Below are 19,690 nucleotides of genomic sequence, written 5' to 3' on the forward strand. Positions count from 1 at the left end.
CGATGCACGACGCGGACCGATCCGTCGAGCTGCGCGCGCTCCAGGCGCGGGCGTACGGCCGTGCGGGGGCGTTGAGCGCGGCGGATGCAGCGCGGCTGCGCGAGCTGGAATCCGCGAAGACGCGTCTGGCGGGGCCGCCGGCGACGAGAAGTCCGGAGACGCGTGCGCCGGACCCTGCGCAGGCTCCGCGGGGCGTTGCCGAGGAGGAGGGGAGCGCGTCACCTGCCGACCCGGCCGTGGACATCGAGCGCCAGGGCGGGTCCCCGCTCATCGCGCTGCGACACCATCGGCGTCTCGCGGTCGCGGTCGCCACGGCCTTCGCGGTCATCGGCCTCGCGCTGGGCTGGCTTCTCTTCACCGACCGGGGTCCCGCGCCGATGCAGCTCAGCGCCCAGCAGGAGGAGTGGCAGAGCGCGATCGTCGCATCGGGGGACTTCGATCCGGGGTCGGTGCGGGCGATGGCGGAGGAAGAAGGCGTCGTGATCTGGTTCGCGACGAAGAACGAGCGCGCTGACGTGTGCCTGGTGCTCGGACACGAGGATGCGACGGCTCCCGCGTGCACGACGCGGGAGCAGGCCGTGGTCCAGGGCGTGAATGCCACTCTCACGAAACCTGTGAGCCAGAGTCAGACTTACGACGTCGAGGCGCAGATGCTCCTCACGCCGGCCGGCGAGCCGGCGGTCATCACCCGCAGCTACATCACCTCACCGCAGTCCACGGCGATGTTCGCCAGCCCCGACGAGGCGGAGGCGGCGACCGCCCTCGCCGAGCGCACGGGACTGGACCTGCGGACCATCCTGGTCGCCGGCTACGACGATGACGTGCCGATCTGGACGGGGATCGACATGTCCACGCAGAGGTACTGTCTCGTCTACGACGGGTCGATGCCCGACCCTCCGATGGCCTGCGATGACAGCATCATGCTCGCCGACGCGGACAGGACGCTCGTGCTCGACGTCGTGGGTGAGGGGAAGACGACCCGCTACGAGTACCGGTTCGGCTACGGTCAGCAGTACCTGACCGTGACGAAGGGCTGGGAGGGCGACGATGCTGCAGGAGAGTGACTCTGCCGAGCTGCGCGCACTGCAGGTCAAAGCGTACGGCCGCGACGGTGGCCTGACCGAGGCCGAGGCGGCGAGGCTGAGAGAGCTCGAATCGCTGCGCGGCGAGCCTGGCAGGCCTGACCGGGTCGACCCTGGCCCGCGTGACCGGGTCGACGCGCCGGTCGGGCAGGGAGCGGCCCACGAGCCGCCGACGTCGGAGAAGCCGTTCCGTGACGGTCAGGCACCCGTCGCCGACGCTTCCCCCAGCGCGCCCGGCGAACACGCGGACGACGGAAGTCAGTCCACCGAGACCGGAGGCCTCCGCGCGGCATTCCGTCAGCACTGGAAGGCGGTCGCCGCGGCATCCGCACTTCTGCTCGTGATCGGTCTCGGCACCGGCTGGGCGCTCTTCGGGCGTTCCGGCGATGCCGTCGCGTTGACTTCCGCGCAGCAGGAGCGGCGTGCGGAATTGCAGGCCGAGGGCGGGTTCGACCCGGGCAGTCTGCGCGCGATCGGACAGGACGAGGACGCCCTCGTCTGGTACGCGACGAAGGACGACGGCGAGACGGTGTGCCTGACGCTCGATGCCGCCGACAAGTCGGCGGATCAGTGCCAGCCCGCGGCCGATCTCGACAACGGGAACGGCATCGGCCTGAACGCGAGCGTCGCGGTGCCGGGGGAGGGGGACGAGGGCCTCGAGGAGATCTGGGCGTCCGCCGCGCGAGCGATGAACGGGGAGGTCGTCGGCATCATCCAGCGATGGCGTTCGGACGAGAACTCCTGGCTGTCGCAGTTCCAGGGCGACGAGCGGGAACGCGCCGAGCAGCTGGTCGAGGAGGGTTTCGAAGAGTTCTCCTTCTCGGTCGTGGGGTACTTCCGCGATGCGCCGGTCTGGCGCGCACAGCGCGTCGAGAGCGACGACATCCAGGACTGCCTCATCGTCGATGCCGTCCAGGCCGTCGAATGCCGCCCGGCGAGCGAGGGACAATCGTCGGCGGACGTCATCGAGGTCGCCGGAACCATCGTGGACGAGGCCGGAGGGATGATCTCCGACTGGAGCGTGCGTCTCGCGTACACGTCGAACGGCATGCCCTACCTCGTGGTGTCCGGAGACAGCACGACGGCGACGGCAGAGCCGACGGTGAGGCCCGGTGAGACGCTCGAGCTCGGCGGCGAATTCCAGGATCCGATCCAGGTCGACATCCCGTCGGACGACTCCGAGGGCTAGGCGCCGGTTAGACGTCAGCCGGCTGCCGGCACCCGATCGGCGAGGATCGCTCGTCGCTGATCACCCACGCGAGTGAGGATCAGCGTCGCGGTCTGCTCGCCCCGCAGCGCCAGCTTCTTGCGGAAGGCCGCGGGGTCGATGTCCATGCCGCGCTTCTTGATCTCGAGAGAGCCGATGTCGTTCGCCTTGAGGACTGCGCTGATCGCCTTCGGGTTCGCCGGCATCGTCTCGCGCACCCGGAACGACTGCACGAACGGACTGGTGACCGCGGCGTCAGAGGTGAGGTACGCGATGCGCTCGTCGAGCATTCCCGCGTCGAGGCTGCGCGCGACATCGCCGATCAGACGCGCCCGGATCACCGCCCCGTCCGGCTCGTGCAGGAACGCGCCGAGTTCCCGCACGGGCTCGTCGACGGCGTCGGCGCCTGCGGTGAGTTCATGTGAGCGCTCGCCGCGGATCACGAGGGCGGAACGGCGGATGCCATCGCGGGCGAGTGCGCGCGTCCAGAGCACGAGCTCGACCACGCTGCCGTCTGCGCTCACCCACTGCGCCTCGGCGTCGACGGGAAGCGAATCGCGGTCGTGACCGGGACCGAGCTTGATGCCCGTCGATGTGCGCGAGGCCACATCGAAGGCCCAGTCCAGCGGCGGAGAGTAGTCATCGGACGAGACCCGGCGCGTCTCGCTGTGCCCGGCGGTGCGGCGGGCCGGATCCATCCAGATCGCCTGGTTCTCGTCGCCCTCGACGGGCACGTGCGCCTCGGCCGTGCCGTGGATCACCCTCGCGCTGTCTCCGAGAGGCGCCAGGTTGTACGCCGCGATCGCCGAGGTCACCTCGTCGGCGTCGACGGCGACGACGTCGAGCCCTGCACCGGCGAAGGCAAGAGAATCCCCGCCGATGCCGCAGCCGAGATCCGCGACGCGAGTGATGCCGGCGCGGCGCATCCGCTGGGCATGCCGGGCGGCCACGCTCAGCCGCGTCGTCTGCTCGAGTCCGGCCCGGGTGAACAGCATCCGGGCCGCGAAGTCGCCGAACTTGCCTTTCGCCTTGGTGCGAAGTCGTGCCTGTCCGACCACGGCCGAGACGAGCTCGGGCGAGTGGCCGGCCGCACGCAGCCGGGATACGATCCTAGCGACGTCGGCGACCTCGTCGACGGGGCCGAGTTCGTCCAGCGCCTTCAGGCCCTCGGGGGTGAGCAGTGCGCGCAGCTCGGAGATCTCCACTGCCCCAGCTTAGGCGGCGGGCTGTTCGCCGCATTGGCACTCGCATTGCGTGAGTGCCAGCGGAACGCCTAGACTGGATTAGCACTCTCGGGTTGAGAGTGCGAAAAGTCTTCCTGTCAGCGTCAAGAAAGAAGAGGTAGACCGTGTCGGTTTCCATCAAGCCGCTCGAGGACCGCATCGTCATCAAGCAGGTCGAGGCCGAGCAGACCACCGCGAGTGGCCTGGTCATCCCCGACACCGCCAAGGAGAAGCCCCAGGAGGGCGAGGTCGTGGCCGTGGGCCCCGGCCGCATCGATGACAACGGCAACCGCGTTCCGCTCGACGTCGCCGTGGGCGACCGTGTGCTCTACAGCAAGTACGGCGGCACCGAGGTGAAGTTCGGCGCAGACGAGTACCTCGTCCTGTCGGCTCGCGACGTGCTCGCAGTCGTCGTCCGCTGAGACAACGTCTTCGGAAGGCCCGGATGCATCACGCATCCGGGCCTTCCTGCGTGTTCGGCCACCGGTGTATCGATTCCTGCCAATGTCCGGATGGCGGGTCTCGTGGGGCGGAGGCGGCGCGGCGACGGGCATAGGGTTGTGCGGTGACCCCGACGAATGCCGCCTCCCGAGCCACTCAGACGGCGGGAGTCGCGTACGCGGGGGGAGCGTATCTGCTCTGGGGCGTGCTGCCCCTCTACTTCCTGCTGCTCGTGCCCACCGGTCCGTGGGAAGTCGTCGCGTGGCGCGTGCTGCTGTCGTTCGTCTTCTGCCTGCTCCTCCTCACCGTGATGCGCGGCTGGGCCGCCTTCGGCGTCATCGTCCGACAGCCGAGGCTGCTGGGATGGACGGCTCTGGCGGGTGTCCTGATCTACGTCAACTGGCAGGTGTTCCTCATCGGAACCCTCTCCGGGAACATCGTGGAGACCAGCCTCGGGTACTTCATCAACCCGATCACCACCGTGCTGCTCGGGGTGTTCGTGCTCAAGGAGCGCATCCGCAGGCTCCAGTGGGCGGCGATCGGCATCGCGGCGGTCGCCGTGATCGTGATCGTCCTCTTCTACGGCGAGTTCCCGTGGATCGCCCTCTCGCTGACCGCCTCGTTCGGCGTCTACGGACTCATCAAGAAGAAGATCGGCCCCGCGGTCGATGCGGTCAGCGGACTCACGCTCGAGTCGTTCTGGCTGATCCCGATCGCCGTCGTGCAGCTGATCCTCGTCGCCGCCACCCCCGCCGGGATCACGATGGGCTCCCACGGTGTGTGGCATGCGGTGCTTCTCGCGTTCGCCGGTGTGGCCACGGCGGTGCCCCTGCTGCTCTTCGCCGCGGGCGCCCGGCGCATCAACCTCACCGTCATCGGGATGATCCAGTTCATCACCCCCGTCATGCAGTTCATCATCGGCGCGGTCGTGCTCGGCGAGCCGATGCCGGCCGAGCGGTGGGCGGGCTTCATCATCGTCTGGGTCGCGATCCTCGTGTTCCTGATCGACCTGCTGCTCGCCGCGCGTCGCGGACGCCGGATCGATCAGCCGACACTCGTCTGAACTCCCGGTTCACCCGTCCGGAAACTCGGTGTCGGATCGTTAACGCACCGAAACATCGGCGACCCCTACGGGAAGCCTTTCAGTCCTAGTGTTAGAGCACCCGACCGTGGTCACAATCCACGGCCAGTCACGCAAGGGAGCATCATGACCTCATTCACGCGCTCGCGCAGCGCCAAGATTCTCGCCGGAGTCGCGCTGCTGAGCGTCTCGGCGATCGTCGTCGCAGGCTGCAGCGGCACGCCCTCTGAGGAGCCGTCCGACGGTGGCGGCGGCGGCGGATCGTCGGCCGACCTCACGCTCGAGCTCGGCTCGCTGCTGCCGCAGACCGGTTCGCTGTCGTTCCTCGGCCCGCCCATGGAATCCGGCGTCGGCCTCGCGGTCAAGGAGGTCAACGATGCTGCTGCCGGCGTCACGATCAACCTGACGGCTGAAGACGAAGGCGACACCGACACCAAGGCCTACGAGACGTCGATCAGCAAGCTCCAGGGCGCGGGCGTCACCGCCATCGTCGGTGCCGCGGCGTCGGGCGTCTCCCGCCTGATCCTCGACGGAAACGTCAGCGCCGGCATCCTGCAGATCTCGGCCTCGAACACCGGCCCGGACTTCACCGACTGGGACGACAACGGTCTCTACTTCCGCACCGCGCCCAGCGACCTTCTGCAGGGTGAGGTCCTCGGCAACCTGATCGCCGAAGACGGACACAAGACCCTCGGCGTGATCTACCAGAACGACGCCTACGGAACCGGACTGTTCGACAACATCAAGTCGACGTTCGAGAACGCGGGTGGCGAGGTCGTCGCTGACGCGTCGTACAACGTCGGTGACGGTCAGTTCGACGCACAGGTCGAGACGATCAAGGCTCAGAACCCCGACGCCGTCGCGATCGTGTCGTTCGACCAGTTCAAGACCATCGCCCCGCTGCTGGTCAACGCCGGCATCTCGCCCGACAAGTTCTACCTCGTCGACGGAAACCTGTCGGACTACGGCTCCTCGCCCGACACGAACTTCCCGTTCTCGCTCGAGGGCGCACAGGGCACGAAGCCGGGACCGGCGCTCGAGGACGACTTCACCGACCGTCTGCAGACGTTCTGGACCGGTGAGGGCAACCCCGAGGTCAACGACTTCACCTACGCAGCCGAGGCCTACGACGCGGTCGTGCTCGTCGCACTCGCGTCTCTCGCCGCCGGTTCGACCGAGGGCGCGGACATCGCGGCCAAGATGGCCGAGGTCTCGGGCGGCAGCGGAGACGGTGAGAAGTGCACCAGCTTCGAGGACTGCGCGGCGATCATCAACGACGGTGGAACCGCCGACTACGACGGCTACTCCGGCGAGATCACGTTCGATGAGAACGGCGACCCGCAGGGTGCATCGATCGGCACGTACGAGTACGGCGCCGACAACCTGATCTCCCGCACCAACTGATCACGAGCGGAGGCCCCGGATCCTCGATCCGGGGCCTTCGTCGTGTGCGTGCCCCGAGCTGCGGCCGCGTGTCCGGAGCTGCGCGGGGGACAGAAGAGGGGCGGATGCGAGTCGCATCCGCCCCTCTGTCGTGGGAGCCCTCAGGCGGCGTCGGTGCCGAGAGTTCCGAGGTAGAGGCCGATGACCTTCGGATCGTTCAGCAGGTCGCGTCCGGTGCCCTCGTACGCGTCCTTGCCCTGGTCGAGCACGTAGCCGCGGTCGCAGATCTGCAGGCAGCGCCGCGCGTTCTGCTCGACCATGATCGTCGTCACGCCCGCCTTGTTGATGTCGGAGACGCGGATGAACGCATCGTCCTGACGCACGGGGGAGAGGCCGGCGGAGGGCTCGTCGAGCAGCAGCACCGACGGGTCCATCATGAGTGCCCTCGACATCGCCACCATCTGCCGCTCGCCGCCCGAGAGCGACCCGGCGCGCTGCTTGAGGCGCTTGCCGAGTTCGGCGAAGATGCCGGTGACGAACTCGAGGCGCTCGGCGTAGATCTTGGGGTTCTGATACAGCCCCATCTGCAGGTTCTCCTCGATGGAGAGCGAGGGGAACACATTGTTCGTCTGCGGCACGAAGGCGACGCCCCGCTTGACGAGCTTGTCGGCCTTCAACCCGATGATGCTCTCTCCGTTCACGGTGATCTCGCCGCTGCGGACGTTCACCATCCCGAAGATCGCCTTCAGCAGGGTCGACTTGCCGGCGCCGTTGGGGCCGATGATGCCGATCAGCTCGCCCTGTCGGGCGACGAGGTTGGCGCCGTTGAGGATGTTCACACCGGGCAGGTAGCCGGCGTGCACGCCCTTCAGCTCGACGACGATGTCGTCGGTTAACGGTGCCGCAGCGGAGGTCTCGGCGCTCATGCGTTGTCCTTCTGGTCGTGATCCGGCGTGCTCGTCGCTTCGAGCTCCGCCTCGGCTTCTGCTTCGATCTGCTCGCGGAGCTTGGCGGCGGTGGCGTTCTCGATCACGGGGATGCGACCGGTCACGGCACCGAGATCGAGGTCCTGGTGGGCGCCGAGATAGGCGTCGACCACGGCCGGGTCCTCCATGACCTCGTCGGGCGGGCCCTCGGCGACGACCTTGCCCTCGGCCATGACCACGACCCAGTCGGCGATGTGGCGGACCATGTGCATGTCGTGCTCGACGAACAGCACCGTCATGCCCAGGCCCTTGAGGTCGAGGATGTGATCGAGGAGCGACTGGGTCAGCGCCGGATTGACGCCGGCCATCGGCTCGTCGAGCATCACCAGGGTCGGATCGCTCATGAGCGCTCGCGCCATCTCGAGGAGCTTGCGCTGGCCGCCGGAGAGCGCCGCGGCGAAGTCCTTCTCCTTGGCGTCGAGCTTGAAGCGGGCCAGCAGCTCGCGGGCCTTGACCTCGATCTCCTGATCCTGCTTGCGCCACAGGAACGGGAACAGGCTCGACCAGAAGCCCTCGCCGCGCTGTCCCGGAGCACCGAGCTTCATGTTCTCGAGCACGGTGAGCAGCGACAGCGACTTGGTCAGCTGGAACGTGCGCACCTGTCCCATGCGCGCCACCTTGAAGGAGGGGACGCCCGAGAGGCTCGTGCCGTCGAACGACCAGGTCCCGCTGTTCGGCTTGTCGAAACCGCAGAGCAGGTTGAACAGGGTCGTCTTCCCTGCTCCGTTCGGGCCGATCAGAGCGGTGATGGCACCGCGAGGGATCTCGACGTGGTCGACGTCGACGGCCGTCAGACCGCCGAAGCGCCGCTGCACGGCATCCGCGATCAGGATGGGATCGACCTTCGGCACGCCGGGGGCCGCAGGGCCCTTGGCGAGTCCGGTGGTCTTCGGTCGGCGGATGCTGCCGGTCGCGGGCGCCGTCTGGGCGCTCTCGTCGGGGGTCAGTTCATTTGACAAAGGTCATCTCCCTCTTGTCTCCGAGGATGCCCTGAGGTCGGAAGATCACGAGCAGCATCAGGGCGATGCCGACGAAGATGAACACCAGGGTCGAGGCCTGGCTGTCGGACATGGGCAGGATTCCGGACCGCGCCATCGCCGGGAGCAGGTTCGCCATGAAAGCGAAGACGACCCAGAAGAGGATGGCCCCGAGTGTCGGGCCGAACACGGTGGCCGCGCCGCCCAGCAGCAGGATCGTCCACAGGAAGAACGTGAGCGAGGTCGTGTAGCTGCCCGGCACGACAGCCGAGGGGAGGACGAAGACGATTCCTCCGGCTGCGCCGATCACGCCACCGACGACGAGCGCCTGCATCTTGTACGCGAAGACGTTCTTGCCGAGCGAGCGCACGGCATCCTCATCCTCGCGGATTCCCTTGAGGACGCGTCCCCACGGGCTGCGCATGAGCGACCACACCAGCAGGATCGCGACGAGCAGCACGATGAGTCCGAACACCCGGTTCCACAGGTCGTTCGCGCTGTAGGTCCACGGTCCGAAGCCGTAGGTGCCCGGCGGGAACGGATTGGCGTCGCGGAACCCGCCGTTGAACTGCGCGAGACCGTCGGCCGAGTTGGTGTACTCGTCGAAGATCTGGGTGGTGAAGAGCAGTCGTACGATCTCACCCGCGGCGATCGTCGCGATGGCGAGGTAGTCGGCGCGGAGCCGCAGCGTCGGGATGCCGAGGAGGACTGCGAAGAACGCGCCTCCCAGGAGACCGATGAGCATGCCGACCCACCAGGGGAGCCCGAAGGTCAGCACGGAGATCGCGTATCCGTATCCGCCGACCGCCATGAAGGCGGCCATGCCGAAGTTGAGCAGGCCCGCATAGCCGAAGTGCACGGCCAGACCGGTCGCCGCCAGCGCGTAGGCGAGGGTGACGGGGCTGAACAGATAGACGGCTGTGTTCGAGAAGATGCTTCCGAAGTCCATGGCGATCAGCCCAACCTTTCCCTGCGTCCCAGCAGGCCCTGAGGTCTGACGAGGAGGATCACGATGAGCACGACCAGGGCGCTCGCATACTTCAGATCCGAGGGGATCCAGAGGGTGGAGACCTCGACCGCGATGCCGACGATGAGGGAGCCGACGAGCGCACCGAACGCCGTGCCGAGCCCGCCGAGGGTGATGGCGGCGAAGATGAGCAACAGCATCTGCATGCCCATGTCCCACTTCACGCCGGGGCGGAAGTAGGCCCAGAGGATGCCGGAGATGGCGGCGAGCGTGCCGGACAGGATCCAGACGTAGCGCACGACCTTGTCGACGTCGATGCCGGATGCTGCGGCGAGCTGCGGGTTGTCGGAGATGGCGCGGGTCGCCTTGCCGATGCGGGTGCGGGTGAGGAAGAACGCGACGCCCACGATCACGACGATGCTGACCACGATGCCGATCAGGTCGATGTAGGACAGCGAGATCGGACCGAACCGGAACGGCTCGGGGCTGGCCCCGGGGAGCTGGCGAGTGCCACCACCGATCATGTACTGGAACGCATAGCGCAGGGCGAGAGACAGACCGATGCTGACGATCATCAGCTGCACGACACCGAGGCCTCGTCGTCGCAGCGGACGCCAGATGCCGGCATCCAGGGCCCAGCCGAAGAGACCGCCCCCGATCACGGCGGCGATGATGCCGAGCCACAGCGGCAGATGCCAGAAGCTCGTCGTCACGAGGGCGACCAGGCCGCCCCAGGTGACCATCTCGGCGTGAGCGAAGTTCGACAGCCGCGTCGTGCCGTAGATGAGCGCCGCGCCCATGGAGGCGAGCGCCAGTAGCAGACCGAAGTTCAGGCCGCCCACGAGACGTGAGAGGAGCTGGTCGATGAAGGACGTCGTCATCCTCTCGCCCTCACCGAGGAAGAGGTTGAGGATCTTCGTGCCGGTCAGGCCGAACTCGACCTCGAACGACGCCGTCGTGCCGGCGATGGGCTGAGTGCCCTCGGGCAGCTGCGCCGCATCGACGATCACGCCGTCGGGGAGGGTCTCCTCGTCGACCGTGAGCGTGTACGTGTCCTTCTCGGGCACGTACAGGCGCCACTTGCCCTCGGCGTCGGTCTCGGTCTCGCCTTCGAAGCCGCCGCCCTCGATCGTCATCACGACGCCTTCGACGGGGTCGTCATCGAAGGTGATGACACCGGCGAAGTAGAAGTCTGTGATCTCCTGGCCGTCGTCCGTTTCTTCGGCGGAAGCCGCAGCAGGAGGCTGCAACCACAGGAAAGCGATGGCGAGGAGCGACGCGAGCAGGATGATGACCCACCGCATTCCGCTTCGATTCGCCGAGATCGTCGGACGCACAGAACCTCCAGCCCAGTACACAGGCCATGACGGAGTTGTTCATCGGCCCTGATGTACGACGGTATGAGCGTAATGTGTCGGCTCTGTTTCGACCAAGGCACGATCTGCTCACGGTGAGAACGATCCCATCACGAAGTTGCGAAATATCGATAGGTCACCCGGGGCGTCCTGCGCGCGATGTCAGCGGGCGCAGGGAATTTCCTCAGCCGCTCCGCACTTAGAATTGGTACACCCTCGCCCCAGATCGCGCCCGCAGGAGGACTATCCATGGACCAGCACGACCCCTTCGGCTTCGTCGGACTCACGTACGACGATGTGCTGCTCCTTCCCGGGCACACCGACGTCATCCCCAGCGAGGCAGACACCTCGTCGCGGATCACTCGCCGTATCTCGGTCGCGACTCCGCTGCTCTCCAGCGCCATGGACACGGTCACCGAATCCCGCATGGCCATCGCGATGGCGCGAGAGGGCGGCATCGGCATCCTGCACCGCAACCTCTCCATCGCCGATCAGGCGGCCCACGTCGACCGCGTCAAGCGCAGCGAGTCGGGCATGATCACCGACCCGATCACGACGTCGCCCGACGCGACCGTGGAAGAGGTCGACGCGCTCTGCGCCAAGTACCGCATCTCGGGTCTGCCGGTCGTCGACCCCGACGACCGCCTCGTCGGCATCATCACCAACCGCGACATGCGCTTCGTCTCGGGCTTCGAGCGTCAGACCACCTTCGTGAAGGACGTCATGACGTCGGAGGGTCTCGTCACCGCACCGGTGGGCGTCGCCGCCGGCGAGGTCATCGCCCTGTTCGCGCATCACCGTGTCGAGAAGCTGCCGCTCATCGATGAGGACGGCAAGCTGGCCGGTCTCATCACCATCAAGGACTTCGACAAGAGCGAGAAGTACCCCCTCGCCACGAAGGACGACCAGGGTCGTCTGCGCGTCGGCGCGGCCATCGGCTTCTTCGGCGATGCCTGGGAGCGCGCAGAGGCGCTGCGTGACGCCGGAGTCGACGTCCTCGTCGTCGACACGGCCAACGGCCAGTCACAGGGCGTGATCGACCTCGTCACGCGGCTCAAGGCGGACGAGAGCTTCGCGCACATCGACGTCATCGGCGGCAACGTCGCCACCCGCGAGGGCGCTCAGGCGCTCATCGACGCAGGTGTCGACGCGGTCAAGGTGGGCGTGGGGCCAGGCTCCATCTGCACGACGCGCGTCGTCGCCGGCGTCGGCGTGCCCCAGGTCACGGCCGTCTACGAGGCGTCGCTCGCCGCACGTCCGGCCGGCGTCCCTGTGATCGCCGACGGCGGTCTGCAGTACTCCGGCGACATCGCCAAGGCGCTCGTCGCGGGTGCTGACGCCGTGATGCTCGGCTCGCTGCTCGCCGGCACCGACGAGTCGCCGGGCGAGATCGTCTTCCAGTCGGGCAAGCAGTTCAAGCAGTACCGCGGCATGGGCTCCCTCGGGGCCATGCAGACCCGCGGCAAGCAGACCTCGTACTCGAAGGACCGCTACTTCCAGGCCGACGTGCCCAGCGACGACAAGCTGATCCCCGAGGGCATCGAGGGCCAGGTGCCGTATCGCGGCCCCGTGTCGGCCGTCGCGTATCAGCTGGTCGGCGGACTGCGGCAGTCGATGTTCTACGTCGGAGCCCGCACCATCGAAGAGCTCAAGCAGCGCGGCAAGTTCGTGCGCATCACCGCGGCGGGACTCAAGGAGTCGCACCCGCACGACGTGCAGATCGTGGTCGAGGCGCCGAACTACAAGCGCTGAGACGAATCGAGAAGGGGCCGGATGCGATCGCATCCGGCCCCTTTCTCGTTCGGCTGCGAACTCAGCTGCAGGTGTAGGTGACTCCGCCGACCTGCCACACGCCCGGACCGAGGTCGGCGCACATCGCGAACAGGTTCGCGAAGACGCTCACGAGCACGATGATGCCGATGATCCAGATCACGGTGATGACGGCGCCGACCGCGATTCCCGCGATGGCGAGGCCGCGCGGTGCCCCGGCCTTGCCGAGCCTGACGGCGGCGACGATGCTCAGGATCAGTCCGAGCGGAGCGATGACGAAGGCCAGGACGAGTCCCGCGACCGCCAGCCCCTGCCCGGCGGGGGAGGTGTACGGCGTGGGCTGTCCCGGGCCGGCCAGCGGGTAGGCGGCAGGATCCACGGCGGCATCCGCCGGTCGCGCTCCGTCCCACGCGGGAGGGCTGTACTGCGGGTCTTCGGGCCGCGTCGAGTCGGTCATGGTCGCTCCGTTTCGAGAGGGGCGGCCGTCCGCAGACCGCTTTCATCCTCGAGAGTACTGAGGGAGCAGCCGTGGCCGCCATCGCGGCGGTCTGTTGATATGCCAGTATTTAGAGACACCCGCTCGACTTTCCCTCGAGCTCCCGGCGCGAAGGGCGCAGGGAGTGCTACGCCGGCCGCTGACCGGCAGGGGGACTTCCCCACTGAGAGCTGCAGATATGCCCCAGGATGCTCCCCGCGTCCTCGTCGTCGACGACGACCCAGACGTCGCCCTGCTCGTCAAGACCGTGCTCGAGAGGCGGGCCGGCTGCGAGGTCGTGGTCGCTCACGATGGCGAGTCCGCCGTCGCGCGGCTCGAGACCTTCACGCCGGACGTGGTCGTCACGGACATCGAGATGCCCGGACTCGACGGGCTGGAGCTGCTCGCGCAGCTGCGTCGGAACGACCCGCTCCTGCCGGTGGTCGTCATGACCGCGCACGTCTCGGTCGAGTACGCCGTCTCGGCTCTGCGCGCGCAGGCCGACGAGTTCCTCACCAAGCCGCTCGACAACGTGAAGCTCGTCGAGGCGGTCACCCGGCTCGTGACGGAGGGCCGCACGCGCCGCGAGGCCAACCGCACCAAAGAGGTGGTGCTCGCCATCGGCGCGCACCCCGACGATGTCGAGATCGGCGTCGGAGGACTCCTCGCCGCGCACTCCCAGGCGGGCGACTCGATCACGATCCTCACCCTCTCGCGCGGTGCGCGTGGGGGAGACGCTGACAGCAGGCAGCACGAATCGCTCGCCTCGGCGGAGATGCTCGGTGCGCGACTGTTCGTCAAAGACCTCATCGACACCGAGATCTCCGGCGGCGGAGCCACGGTCCGGTTGATCGAGGAGGTCGTGCAGGAGGTCCAGCCGACGATCGTCTACACGCACTCGTCGAACGATCGGCACCAGGATCACCGAGCGGTGAGCGAGGCGACGATCGCCGCGACCCGGCGGGTCGGAACGGTCGCCTGCTACCAGAGCCCCTCGGCGACGATCGACTTCCGCCCGACGCGTTTCGTCCGCATCGACCAGTACATCGGTCAGAAGCTGCGGCTGCTCGAATGCTTCGGCTCGCAGACGGCGACCCGGGACTACCTCGAACCCGAGTTCGTGACGGCCACCGCTCGCTACTGGTCGCGCTTCGGCGGAGGATCGGCGGTCGAGCCGCTCGAGGTCGTCCGTGAGACCGCCGAGTTCATCGGCGCCCACGAACTCACACGACGGGAGAGCTGATGAGCGCGCGCGTACTGGTGACGGGCGCCGGTGGCCCGGCGGGCGTCGCCGTCATCCGCTCGCTGCTTCGTCGTGAAGACCTCGAGGTCTTCGCCGCGGACATGGACGGCTGGGCGAGCGGCATCTACCTCGTGCCGCCGACGCACCGCCGTCTCGTGCCGCCGGGGCGCGATGACGACTTCGTCTCGGCGATAGCCCGCATGGTCGAGGACGACCGGCTCGATCTCGTGATCTCCACCGTCGATGTCGAGCTGATCGCGCTCGCCGGCAGGCGCGAGGAGCTGGCTCCGGCTGTGCTCGCCGCGCCCTCGCAGGACACGCTCGCCGTCGCCCTCGACAAGCTGCTGCTCGCCGAGCGGTGCGAGTCGACCGGTCTCACGCCGCGTACTGTCCTCGCGGGCCCCGATGCGCTGGCGGTCGATTGGGAGTTCCCCGTCTTCGCCAAGCCTCGTCAGGGAGCCGGCAGCCGCGGCGTACGGCTCGTCCCCGACCGGGCGGCGCTCGAAGCGCTGCCGCAGGACGAAGGACTCATCGTGCAGGACTTCCTCCCGGGCGAGGAGTACTCGGTCGATGTGATCGCAGATGCCTCCGGCTCGGTGGTCGCGGCGGTGCCGCGGACCCGAGCCAGGGTCGACTCCGGTGTGGCCATCGCGGGGCGCACGGTGCACGACGACGAACTCGAGAACGCGGCGGCATCCATCGCCCGGGCGATCGGACTCGTCGGCGTCGCCAACGTCCAGCTCCGGCGCGACCGCGACGGCCGAGCGGTGCTCCTCGAGGTGAATCCCCGATTCCCTGGCGCGCTTCCGCTCACGATCGCCGCGGGAGTAGACATCCCCTCGCTCGTCGCCGACCTGTTCCTGGGCCGCGGGATCCCGTCTACGGTCGCCTTCCGCGAGATCGCGTCGGTGCGCTTCCTCGAGGACGTGATCGTCGAGGTCGACGAGATCCTCGTCTCCGCGCACGCGGGACATCAGGAGGAACTGTGAGTCACGCGCTGCTGCGAGGCGACCACCACGTGCATTCGACGTTCTCGGATGACGCGGTCTCCACTCTCGCCGAGAACGTCGCCGCGGCATCCGCTGCCGGTCTCACGACCGTGCGCCTGGTCGACCACGTGCGGCAGTCGACGCCCTGGGTGCCCGAGTACCTCGCGGCGGTGAGGGCGCTGCGCGTGCCCGAGGATCTGACGGTACTGACGGGAGTCGAGGCGAAGATCCTCGATGCCTCGGGAGAACTGGACATCCCCGAGCTGCCGAGCGGGATCGATCGCATCCTGATCGCTGACCACCAGTTCCCCGGAATCGACGGACCCCTCGGTCCGAGCGCCGTCCGCGAACGGCTCGACGCCGGCTGGGCCGCCGAGGACGCGCTCGATCAGCTCGTGTCGGCACTGATCGCGGCGATGCGACGTCACCCCGGCAATCAGCTCGCCCACTGCTTCTCGATCCTGCCCAAGATCGGTCTCTCCGAAGCGGAACTCGGTGCCGATCGCATCACCGCGTGGGCGACGACGGCGGCCGAGACCGACACGCAGGTCGAGGTGAACGAGAAGTGGGGCTGCCCCGGCATCCCCCTGCTCGACGCGCTGCGCAGCGCCGGCGCCGAGATCGTCGCGTCCACGGACAGCCACATCGCGTCCGACGTCGGACGCTACGCGCGCGTGACAGAGATCCTCGACCGATGGAGGGCGAGCTGATGGCCGAACTGAACTGGGTCGAGACCGTCGTCGTCGTCATCCTCCTGCTCTGCGTGCTGGTCGGCACCCTGCCGGTGATCAACACCGGGCTGCAGTTCCTCGCCCTGCCCGTGCACGCGTTCCGCAACCACTACGGCAAGGCGGCACCGCACCATCCCCGCGTCGCGGTGCTGATCCCGGCGTGGAACGAGGGCCTCGTGCTCGGCCAGGCGATCGAACGCCTGATGCAGCTCGAGTACCCGGCCGACCGCCTGCGCATCTTCGTCATCGACGATGCATCGACCGATGACACCCCCGAGGTGGTCGCCGCGAAGGCGGCGGCATTCCCCGGACGGGTCGTGCATCTGCGTCGGGACAAGGGCGGCGAGGGCAAGGCGCACACGCTCAACCACGGACTCGACATCGTGCTCGCGGACGAGTGGACCGAAGCGGTGCTGATCATGGACGCCGATGTGATCTTCGCGCGGGATTCGCTGCGCAAGATGAGCCGGCATCTCGCCGATGAGAAGGTCGGCGCCGTCACCGCGTATATCGCCGAGGGCAGTCGCGACCGCAACTATCTCACCCGGTTCATCGCGATCGAGTACGTCATCGGGCAGCTCTCGGCCCGGCGGACGCAGAACGTCGGGGGAGCGATCGCGTGCCTCGCCGGAGGTGCGCAGCTGCATTCGCGCGCGAATCTCGAGGCGATCGGCGGCCGGATCCCGACGGGAACGCTCGCCGAGGACACCATGACGACCTTCGAAGGGCAGCTGGCCGGGCGCAGGATGGTGTTCGAGCCGCACGCGGTCGTGCTGGCCGAAGAGCCGCGCACGATCGACAGTCTGTGGAAGCAGCGCCTCCGGTGGGCCCGCGGCAATGTGCAGCTGACGTCGATCTACCGGCATCTGTGGTTCCGCCCGAGCCGAGTGCACAACCTCGGCAGCTTCGCCTTCGGGCTCGCGTGGTTCACCATCCTGCTGCTGCCGGCCTTCATGATCCTCGCAGCCACCGCGCTGCTCGTGCTGCTCGTCCTGCACAGCGACATCGCCGAGTTCGTGTTCCGATTCATGTGGATCGCCGCCGCGTGCATCTATCTGTTCTCGATGCTCTACGCCGTGCAGCTCGATGGGCGGATCGGCCGACAGTCGTGGCGTGAGGCGCTGATGTTCCCCGGGCTCGGCGCCCTCATCCTGATGGCGATCGCCCTGTTCCCCTGGCTGTTCGAATCGGGCCTGAACGACCTCGGGCTCGCGCTCACCGACGAGACGCGGTTGATGTGGGCTGTCGTCTTCTACCTCTGGGGACCGATCTCGATGCTCGGGATCTGGCTCGCCCGTGTCGTCGAGCCCCTGCCGGCAGGACGGTTCTTCGCCGGGCTGCTGCTCTACGTCTGCGGGTACGGCTCGCTGCTCTGCGCCATCACGGTGGACTCCTACATCAAAGAGTGGCGCCACGCCGACGCCGCATGGATCAAGACCGAGAAGATCGGACGGGTCGACTCATGACCGAAGCACCTTCGAGAAGCGCCGAGGAGGAGGAGATCGCCGCGGACGCCCGTCGGGAGAAGCTCCTGATCCCGCAGGCCCTCCTCGCCCTGGGCATCGTCGTCGTCATCGTGATCGTGCGAGAGCTGTTCCTGCGATGACCGCGCGGCCGCTGGCCCTCGTGGTCGAGGACAGCGCAGACCAGACGGCGCTCCTGAAGCGCTATCTCGACCGCGAGGGCTTCGACGTGTTCGCCGCGGTGGACGCCGAATCGGCGATCGCCGCATTCTCGACGATCTCACCGGTCGTCGCCGTGCTCGACCTGCTGCTGCCCGGCATCAGCGGCTCGGAGCTGGCGAGACTCATCAAGACCCGCTTCCCGGAGTGCTTCCTGATCGTGAGTTCCGTGCTCGACGTCGCCGACTACCCCGACGCCGACGCGGCACTGCCCAAGCCGATCATCGGGGCCGAACTGCGGGCACTCCTCAGAGAAGTGGCACGATGACTCCGACCAGCACCGTCCAGCAGACGATGGAGCGCAGCTGGCGCCGGTACTTCGACAATCCGACGCCGCTGATGAAGCAGGGTCCCACGGCGATCGCCGTCGCGGTCGCCTCCGTCCTCATGTTCACGATCCCCGGCATCCCGGTGACCGACACCGGCGTCGCGATCTTCGGCCTCGCCACCATCGCGGTGGTGACGGCACTCGCGGCGGTGCTCTCGGTGCGCGGGGTGTACGACGGCTGGGTCGTCATGCTCATTCCGATGATCGACATCCTCGGATTGGGTGCGATCAGGGCGGGTACCGGCGGGCCGGCATCCCTCTTCTCCTCGTTCGTGCTCCTCCCGGTCATCTGGATCGCCGCAGCCCCCGGGCGACGCCAGGTCGTGATCGTCGGTGTGTTCTCATCGATCGCGCTGCTCATGCCGAACATCATCGATCCGCCGGAAGACCCCGTGGCCTGGCTTCGCGGTGTCATCGGCCCGCTGGTGTTCGCCACCGTCGGTGCGATCGTGAACGAGCTCTCGCGACTGCAGAGACTGCGAACGGCCCAGGCCGAGGCGCATGTCGTCGAGCGCACGGCCGCTCTCGCCGCCAACGAGGCGATGCTCGAGCAGCTGAAGTCGAGCGAGCAGCAGTACCGCGCGCTCTCCGAGTCCTTCACGAGCCTGTGGAACTCCATCACCGGCCAGGCGGTCATCGCCACCGACAACTGCGGGGTCATCACGGCATGGAATCCGGGTGCGGTGCGCCTGCTCGGCATGGCGGTGCCGGACGCGCTCGCCGCCGTTCCGGTCGACCGGTTCTTCCCCTCGCACGCTCTCGCCCCGTTCGCGACCGAGGCCGCCGCACGCGCTGACGACGGGCTGCACCCCGGCCTGCGTGCGCTGTTCGACGATGCCGACGCCGGTCTGCCGGTGGACTCGCACATCGACGTGGCGACCGTCGGCGGATCGACGGTTCCCGCGCGCGTCACCGTCACTCCGTACCAGGACTCCGACGGCTCCCGACACGGTTACCTGCTGGTGATCACCGACGAGACCAGGGCGGTGGAGGTCGCGCGCATGAAGGACGAGTTCGTCGGCATGATCTCGCACGAGCTGCGGACACCGCTCAGCGCCATCATCGGCTTCCTCGACCTGCTGCAGAACGATCCCGCGCAGCCTCTGACGACCGACCAGCAGGAGTTCGTGGACATCATCGAGCGCAACGCCCAGCGCCTGCTCAACCTCGTCGGGGACCTGCTGTTCACCGCCCAGGTGGAATCGGGCCGCTTCCCGCTCGAGCGCCGAGACGCCGACGTCACCGAGCTGGTGCGCAGCGCCGTCGCATCGTCCGGCCCGCACGCACAGCGCGAGGGCATCGAGATCGTGGCCGAGATCCCGCCGACTCCCGTCGTGCTCTCGCTCGACTCGGGACGTATCGGCCAGGCCCTCGACAACCTGCTCTCGAATGCGATCAAGTTCACCGCTGCGGGCGGGCGGGTCACCGCGGGCGTGCGTCTCGTCGACGGAGGCGTCGAGCTCTCCGTGCGCGACACCGGTGTGGGCATCCCCGAAGACGAGCAGGGCATGCTGTTCACCCGGTTCTTCCGCGCGTCGACAGCGACCCGCAACGCCGTGCCCGGCGTCGGTCTGGGCCTCACGATCACCCGGGCGATCGTGCTCGCCCACGGCGGCACGATGGACGTGACGAGCAGAGAGGGCGTCGGCACCGAGTTCCGGATGCTGCTCCCGGCGGCGCCGCGCACCGAGGCGATCCAGGTGGTCGGCCGCACTCGCTGACCGGTCGGCCCGATTGCTGATAGCCTGGTCGGCTCGCCACGCGGGCGGA

19 protein-coding genes are annotated in these 19,690 nt (G+C 68.0%); 13 read left to right on the forward strand and 6 right to left on the reverse strand.

Going from position 1 to position 19,690, the window contains the following annotated elements; translation table 11 throughout:
- The first annotated feature begins 2 nt into the window (after positions 1-2).
- Positions 3-1,064 (forward strand): hypothetical protein, encoded by a 1,062-nt coding sequence (locus BMW26_RS04100; RefSeq protein ID WP_072590845.1) that lies wholly within the window; start codon positions 3-5, stop codon positions 1,062-1,064.
- On the forward strand, positions 1,048-2,271 hold the full coding sequence (locus BMW26_RS04105; protein WP_072590846.1) for a hypothetical protein: 1,224 nt from the start codon (positions 1,048-1,050) through the stop codon (positions 2,269-2,271). The genes BMW26_RS04100 and BMW26_RS04105 overlap by 17 nt, the downstream gene beginning before the upstream one ends.
- A 14-nt stretch (positions 2,272-2,285) precedes the next feature.
- Here BMW26_RS04105 and BMW26_RS04110 read toward each other — a convergent pair whose 3' ends face one another.
- Positions 2,286-3,494 (reverse strand): class I SAM-dependent methyltransferase, encoded by a 1,209-nt coding sequence (locus BMW26_RS04110; protein ID WP_072590847.1) that lies wholly within the window; start codon positions 3,492-3,494, stop codon positions 2,286-2,288.
- 143 nt (positions 3,495-3,637) lie between these two features.
- On the opposite strand from BMW26_RS04110, the gene groES reads away from it, so the two are divergent.
- The 3 genes from groES (at position 3,638) to BMW26_RS04125 (ending at position 6,438) form a co-directional block, all read left to right on the forward strand.
- A complete protein-coding gene (gene groES, locus BMW26_RS04115) occupies positions 3,638-3,934 on the forward strand; it encodes a co-chaperone GroES (protein ID WP_039394204.1) in 297 nt (98 codons plus the stop codon).
- A 143-nt stretch (positions 3,935-4,077) separates the two neighbouring features.
- Positions 4,078-5,016, forward strand: a complete 939-nt coding sequence (rarD, locus tag BMW26_RS04120) for an EamA family transporter RarD (protein ID WP_072590848.1) — start codon at positions 4,078-4,080, stop codon at positions 5,014-5,016.
- 144 nt (positions 5,017-5,160) lie between these two features.
- Complete coding sequence (locus tag BMW26_RS04125) at positions 5,161-6,438, forward strand: ABC transporter substrate-binding protein (protein WP_053098955.1); 1,278 nt, start codon at positions 5,161-5,163, stop codon at positions 6,436-6,438.
- Positions 6,439-6,578: 140 nt separating this feature from the next.
- Here BMW26_RS04125 and BMW26_RS04130 read toward each other — a convergent pair whose 3' ends face one another.
- Genes BMW26_RS04130 through BMW26_RS04145 form a run of 4 tightly spaced genes read right to left on the reverse strand, consistent with a single transcriptional unit; the run spans position 6,579 to position 10,651 of the window.
- A complete protein-coding gene (locus BMW26_RS04130; RefSeq protein WP_072590849.1) occupies positions 6,579-7,343 on the reverse strand; it encodes an ABC transporter ATP-binding protein in 765 nt (254 codons plus the stop codon).
- Positions 7,340-8,305 (reverse strand): ABC transporter ATP-binding protein, encoded by a 966-nt coding sequence (locus tag BMW26_RS04135; protein ID WP_053099395.1) that lies wholly within the window; start codon positions 8,303-8,305, stop codon positions 7,340-7,342. The genes BMW26_RS04130 and BMW26_RS04135 overlap by 4 nt, the downstream gene beginning before the upstream one ends.
- Positions 8,306-8,351: 46 nt before the next feature.
- Positions 8,352-9,329 carry a branched-chain amino acid ABC transporter permease gene (locus BMW26_RS04140; protein WP_053098957.1) on the reverse strand — a complete coding sequence of 326 codons (978 nt, stop codon included), beginning with the start codon at positions 9,327-9,329 and terminating at the stop codon, positions 8,352-8,354.
- A gap of 5 nt (positions 9,330-9,334) precedes the next feature.
- Entirely contained in the window at positions 9,335-10,651 is a 1,317-nt protein-coding gene (locus tag BMW26_RS04145) for a branched-chain amino acid ABC transporter permease (RefSeq protein ID WP_042539449.1), read from the reverse strand.
- A 300-nt stretch (positions 10,652-10,951) separates the two neighbouring features.
- Between BMW26_RS04145 and guaB the strand changes: the two genes are divergently transcribed.
- Entirely contained in the window at positions 10,952-12,454 is a 1,503-nt protein-coding gene (gene guaB / locus BMW26_RS04150) for an IMP dehydrogenase (protein WP_072590850.1), read from the forward strand.
- A 61-nt stretch (positions 12,455-12,515) separates the two neighbouring features.
- Here the strand turns inward: guaB and BMW26_RS04155 are convergent, their stop codons facing one another.
- The gene (locus BMW26_RS04155; RefSeq protein WP_072590851.1) at positions 12,516-12,929 is read right to left on the reverse strand and encodes a hypothetical protein; all 414 of its coding nucleotides are present in this window, start codon (positions 12,927-12,929) and stop codon (positions 12,516-12,518) included.
- A gap of 217 nt (positions 12,930-13,146) precedes the next feature.
- Here BMW26_RS04155 and BMW26_RS04160 point away from each other — a divergent pair, with 217 nt between their 5' ends.
- The 7 genes from BMW26_RS04160 to BMW26_RS04185 are packed head-to-tail and all read left to right on the forward strand — an operon-like array spanning position 13,147 to position 19,641.
- Positions 13,147-14,190, forward strand: a complete 1,044-nt coding sequence (locus BMW26_RS04160) for a response regulator (protein WP_053098960.1) — start codon at positions 13,147-13,149, stop codon at positions 14,188-14,190.
- A complete protein-coding gene (locus BMW26_RS04165; RefSeq protein ID WP_053098961.1) occupies positions 14,190-15,179 on the forward strand; it encodes an ATP-grasp domain-containing protein in 990 nt (329 codons plus the stop codon). Before BMW26_RS04160 ends, BMW26_RS04165 begins: the two co-directional genes overlap by 1 nt.
- Positions 15,176-15,889 carry a PHP domain-containing protein gene (locus BMW26_RS04170; RefSeq protein WP_072590852.1) on the forward strand — a complete coding sequence of 238 codons (714 nt, stop codon included), beginning with the start codon at positions 15,176-15,178 and terminating at the stop codon, positions 15,887-15,889. The genes BMW26_RS04165 and BMW26_RS04170 overlap by 4 nt, the downstream gene beginning before the upstream one ends.
- Positions 15,889-17,376, forward strand: a complete 1,488-nt coding sequence (locus tag BMW26_RS04175) for a glycosyltransferase family 2 protein (RefSeq protein WP_053099397.1) — start codon at positions 15,889-15,891, stop codon at positions 17,374-17,376. Before BMW26_RS04170 ends, BMW26_RS04175 begins: the two co-directional genes overlap by 1 nt.
- Positions 17,373-17,516, forward strand: coding sequence for a hypothetical protein (locus BMW26_RS17730; RefSeq protein ID WP_171821987.1), 144 nt, complete (start codon positions 17,373-17,375; stop codon positions 17,514-17,516). The genes BMW26_RS04175 and BMW26_RS17730 overlap by 4 nt, the downstream gene beginning before the upstream one ends.
- Complete coding sequence (locus BMW26_RS04180) at positions 17,513-17,860, forward strand: response regulator transcription factor (protein WP_053098963.1); 348 nt, start codon at positions 17,513-17,515, stop codon at positions 17,858-17,860. The genes BMW26_RS17730 and BMW26_RS04180 overlap by 4 nt, the downstream gene beginning before the upstream one ends.
- Positions 17,857-19,641 carry a sensor histidine kinase gene (locus BMW26_RS04185; protein ID WP_072590853.1) on the forward strand — a complete coding sequence of 595 codons (1,785 nt, stop codon included), beginning with the start codon at positions 17,857-17,859 and terminating at the stop codon, positions 19,639-19,641. Before BMW26_RS04180 ends, BMW26_RS04185 begins: the two co-directional genes overlap by 4 nt.
- Positions 19,642-19,690: the final 49 nt, after the last annotated feature.

Source organism: Microbacterium sp. 1.5R (assembly GCF_001889265.1).
Lineage (GTDB): Bacteria > Actinomycetota > Actinomycetes > Actinomycetales > Microbacteriaceae > Microbacterium.

Coding starts and splice junctions, on each gene's coding strand:
- BMW26_RS04100 (WP_072590845.1), top strand. CDS start 3: ATGCACGACGCGGACCGATCCGTCGAGCTGCGCGCGCTCCAGGCGCGG.
- BMW26_RS04105 (WP_072590846.1), top strand. CDS start 1,048: ATGCTGCAGGAGAGTGACTCTGCCGAGCTGCGCGCACTGCAGGTCAAA.
- BMW26_RS04125 (WP_053098955.1), top strand. CDS start 5,161: ATGACCTCATTCACGCGCTCGCGCAGCGCCAAGATTCTCGCCGGAGTC.
- BMW26_RS04130 (WP_072590849.1), bottom strand. CDS start 7,343: ATGAGCGCCGAGACCTCCGCTGCGGCACCGTTAACCGACGACATCGTC.
- BMW26_RS04140 (WP_053098957.1), bottom strand. CDS start 9,329: ATGGACTTCGGAAGCATCTTCTCGAACACAGCCGTCTATCTGTTCAGC.
- BMW26_RS04145 (WP_042539449.1), bottom strand. CDS start 10,651: ATGCGGTGGGTCATCATCCTGCTCGCGTCGCTCCTCGCCATCGCTTTC.
- guaB (WP_072590850.1), top strand. CDS start 10,952: ATGGACCAGCACGACCCCTTCGGCTTCGTCGGACTCACGTACGACGAT.
- BMW26_RS04155 (WP_072590851.1), bottom strand. CDS start 12,929: ATGACCGACTCGACGCGGCCCGAAGACCCGCAGTACAGCCCTCCCGCG.
- BMW26_RS04160 (WP_053098960.1), top strand. CDS start 13,147: ATGCCCCAGGATGCTCCCCGCGTCCTCGTCGTCGACGACGACCCAGAC.
- BMW26_RS04165 (WP_053098961.1), top strand. CDS start 14,190: ATGAGCGCGCGCGTACTGGTGACGGGCGCCGGTGGCCCGGCGGGCGTC.
- BMW26_RS04175 (WP_053099397.1), top strand. CDS start 15,889: ATGGCCGAACTGAACTGGGTCGAGACCGTCGTCGTCGTCATCCTCCTG.
- BMW26_RS17730 (WP_171821987.1), top strand. CDS start 17,373: ATGACCGAAGCACCTTCGAGAAGCGCCGAGGAGGAGGAGATCGCCGCG.
- BMW26_RS04180 (WP_053098963.1), top strand. CDS start 17,513: ATGACCGCGCGGCCGCTGGCCCTCGTGGTCGAGGACAGCGCAGACCAG.
- BMW26_RS04185 (WP_072590853.1), top strand. CDS start 17,857: ATGACTCCGACCAGCACCGTCCAGCAGACGATGGAGCGCAGCTGGCGC.